General features: G+C 67.6%; 2 protein-coding genes. Both read right to left on the bottom strand.

Features of this window, described 5'->3' with window-relative positions; all coding sequences use genetic code 11:
- Positions 1–79 precede the first annotated feature (79 nt).
- On the bottom strand, positions 80–586 hold the full coding sequence (locus tag AB0C66_RS35915; RefSeq protein WP_362448814.1) for a DUF6624 domain-containing protein: 507 nt from the start codon (positions 584–586) through the stop codon (positions 80–82).
- A 123-nt stretch (positions 587–709) separates the two neighbouring features.
- Positions 710–1,590 (bottom strand): IS5 family transposase gene (locus AB0C66_RS35910; RefSeq protein WP_362448811.1). Its coding sequence is split into 2 segments (ribosomal slippage): positions 710–1,230 and positions 1,230–1,590, totalling 882 coding nucleotides; the frame shifts between segments, so codons are not numbered across the junction.
- Between the last annotated feature and the right edge of the window lie 57 nt (positions 1,591–1,647).

The raw sequence follows: 1,647 nt of genomic DNA, 5'->3' as shown, positions 1-1,647 counted from the left end.
CTAGAGCCTGTCCGGCGGATCATTGTCACGGCAGGTCAGCCTTGATGATGATCCGCGGGACGCGGCTGGGGGTTGGTTGTCAGGTCATCGCGAACTTGGCGACGTACTCGTTGAAGGGCTCGATGCCGACTTCCGCACGGAGTGCATCCATGCGCTCGGGCTCTTCACAAGGCCACGGAACGGGTGACCCGTCCTTCACGCCGGCGATCTGAGTGCCGTAGACCTGCTTGCGGCCTTCATTGACCAGCGTGCGATCGCGTAGAAAGGCCAGCTCGCGCGGGCTGGCCGAGCCTGCTGAGACGGCCTGCTCCATCAGCTGGAGGGCGCGCCGCTGGACGTCGAGCTGCCGGTCGGCGTGCTGGGCGATCAGCCATGCCGCGCGTGCGGCCTCATCGCCGACCATTTCTGCCGTCGGCCAGCCGTACTCGTCCATGATCTCGCCGAGTCGGTCGCCGTGCCGTGCGGTCAGCCGCCGCCACGCCAGCTGCTCGGCCGGGTCATCGCTGTTCGCACGGCCTGCGGACTGGTGATCTGCCACGGCCATGTCGGCGAGTTCCCCTGCCAGTGCGGCAACGTCGTGCTCCACTCTCGACTCCCTGGCTGCGTCGGTGCGTCGTGCTCGTCGACCGCAACCTTAAAGGTGCAAACCAGGCGTAAAGATCATTCCGGAGAACGGTGACAGGCACCTCTCCGAACCCGGATAATGGATCTATGCCCGGAGCCAGAGCCGGATCGCTGCGACGGTCACGGTGCCCTGGAAGACGTATGCACGCTTGTCGAATCTCGTGGCCACAGCCCGGAAGTTCTTGAGGGCGTTGATCGTCCGCTCCACTTCGTTCCTGCGCTTGTAGATCGTCTTGTCGAAGCCGGTGGGCCGCCCGCCATGGCTCCCGCGGCGCTTGCGGTTGGCCCGCTGGCTCTTCGGCTCGGGGATGGTGTGCTTGATCTGCCGTCGTCGCAGGTAGCGGCGGTTGCGGCGGGAGGAATACGCCTTATCGCCGCCGAGATGGTCCGGCCGGGTGCGCGGGCGTCCACCACCGAGCCGGCCGACCCTGATGCGCTCCATGACAGGGATGAGCTGCGGGGCATCGCCCCACTGGCCCGGAGTGACCAGCAGTGCCAGGGGTCGGCGTCCGCCTTCCCCGGCAAGGTGAATCTTGCAGGTCAGGCCGCCCCGGGAGCGTCCCAGCCCCTCGTCGGGGCGGTGCTGCCGGGGCATTGCTCTTTTCCCGGCACCTGCGGCGATCTCCTGCGCGCTCCGGCCGCATGCTGGTGGGCCCGGCAGGAGGTGGAGTCCACGCTCACCATCGACCAGTCGATACGGCCCTCCGCGTCGGCGTCGGACAGGACGGCCGCGAAGACCCTGTCCCACGTGCCGTCCGCCGACCAGCGTCTATGCCTCTCGTACACGGTCTTCCACTTGCCGAAGCGCGCAGGCAGATCCCGCCACGGCACCCCGGTGCGCTGCCGGAAGAGGATCCCGTTTATCACCCTGCGATGGCTTGCCCAACGTCCGCCTCGCTGACCGGCCTTCGGCAGATGGGGGCGCAGCCGCGCCCATTCCGAGTCCGACAGATCCCCCCGCCCCATGTCCGTGGCAACGAGCCGGACCCGAAACGGTCACATGATCCGCCGGACAGGCTCTAG

Source organism: Streptomyces sp. NPDC048636 (assembly GCF_040650655.1).
Classification (GTDB): domain Bacteria; phylum Actinomycetota; class Actinomycetes; order Streptomycetales; family Streptomycetaceae; genus Streptomyces.
Note: the sequence above shows the minus strand (reverse complement) of the source record. Positions and strands in the feature narration are given on the sequence as shown.